The sequence below is a fragment of the Halomonas sp. OfavH-34-E genome, from assembly GCF_024124525.1.
In the GTDB taxonomy this organism is placed as follows: Bacteria; Pseudomonadota; Gammaproteobacteria; order Pseudomonadales; family Halomonadaceae; genus Halomonas; species Halomonas litopenaei.
This window is the reverse complement of record NZ_JAMXRY010000125.1, coordinates 1-1,211: the sequence shown is the minus strand read 5'-3', so window position 1 is coordinate 1,211 and position 1,211 is coordinate 1. Positions and strand designations below refer to the sequence as shown.

Sequence of the window (1,211 nt, the reverse complement as noted above, 5' to 3'; positions counted from 1 at the left end):
TGAAGTGACCCCCTCCATAGCTGCACAGGGTATAGTGCAGTCATCAGGAGGACAGGATGAGCGACGACAACTCCATCAAACGATGGACCGCGAAGCGCAAGGCTGCCGTGGTCATGGACATCTTCAAGGGCAAGACCACGACGGCTGAAGTGGCTCGCCAGTACGATCTCACTGTCTCTGAGATCGAGGGCTGGGTCGATGAGGCCCAGCGCAGCATGGAAAATGGGTTCAAGGCCCGCCCTAAGGACATCCGTGAGCAGTATGAGTCCGAGCTCCGGGAGACCAAGGAGGCATTGGGTGAGGCCCATCTGCAGATCTATGCGCTAAAAAAATTCAAGCGCCTGCTCGAGGAGGACGAGAACTCGTAAGGTCGCTGCAGGCGCAACTGGCCGAGGAAGGCCATGTGGTATCGCTCGTCAAGCTCTGCCGCTGGCTGGGATTCCCCCGGCGCAGCCTGTATTACCGGCCCAAATCGCGGAAGCGTGCCATCAATGCCGACTTGGCGGTGCGGGTGAAACTGGCCCTGGAGAGGTTCCCCACCTATGGCTATCGCCGCCTGGCGTGCGTCTTAGGAGAGAACCGCAAGCCGATCCAGCGCATCCTGCAAATGAAAGGCTGGCAGGTACGCAAGCGGCCACAAGGCTTCCGACCGCGTGCCAGGAGCTTGCCGTCAGTCACGTCACGGCCTGATGAACGCTGGGCGACGGATCTCACGCACGTGTGGTGTGGAAAGGATCGGCGAGCCAGCCTGGCGGTGATCATCGACTGCTGCACAAGAGAGATCCTCGGCTGGCGACTATCGGACAATGGCAGCAGCAAGACCGCTGAGGCCGCTCTGGAGGAGGCGCTGATCTATCGACTGGGAGCGCTGGGGCGCGTTCAGCAACCGCTGGCACTACGCTCCGACAACGGCCTGGTCTTCAGCAGCCGGTACTACACGGGCACGGTGAAGGCCTATGGTCTCACCCAGGAGTTCACGACGCCGTATACACCGGAACAGAACGGACTCGTGGAGCGCTTCTTCCGATCCTTGAAGGAGGAGTGCATCTGGCAGCATCGCTTCGAGTCGCTGGGCCAAGCCAGAATCGTGATCGAGCGCTGGATCCGGTACTACAACGAAGAGCGACCACATCAGTCTCTGGGCTATGTGGCACCCCGAGCACACCTCGCATTAACTGGATGAGGTGTGCAGAAACCAGGGGGTCATTACA

The 1,211-nt window shown here is 60.2% G+C and carries 2 protein-coding genes; both read left to right on the top strand.

Annotated features, from left to right (window positions below; translation table 11 throughout):
* Nucleotides 1-56: 56 nt before the first annotated feature.
* The gene (locus NH448_RS23465; protein ID WP_253029604.1) at nucleotides 57-368 is read left to right on the top strand and encodes a DUF1153 domain-containing protein; all 312 of its coding nucleotides are present in this window, start codon (nucleotides 57-59) and stop codon (nucleotides 366-368) included.
* Nucleotides 332-1,183, top strand: coding sequence for an IS3 family transposase (locus NH448_RS23460; protein WP_366078365.1), 852 nt, complete (start codon nucleotides 332-334; stop codon nucleotides 1,181-1,183). The genes NH448_RS23465 and NH448_RS23460 overlap by 37 nt, the downstream gene beginning before the upstream one ends.
* Nucleotides 1,184-1,211: the final 28 nt, after the last annotated feature.

What these genes read in the sequence shown, in the direction of transcription:
- NH448_RS23465 (WP_253029604.1), top strand. Translation starts at nt 57, where the DNA reads ATGAGCGACGACAACTCCATCAAACGATGGACCGCGAAGCGCAAGGCT.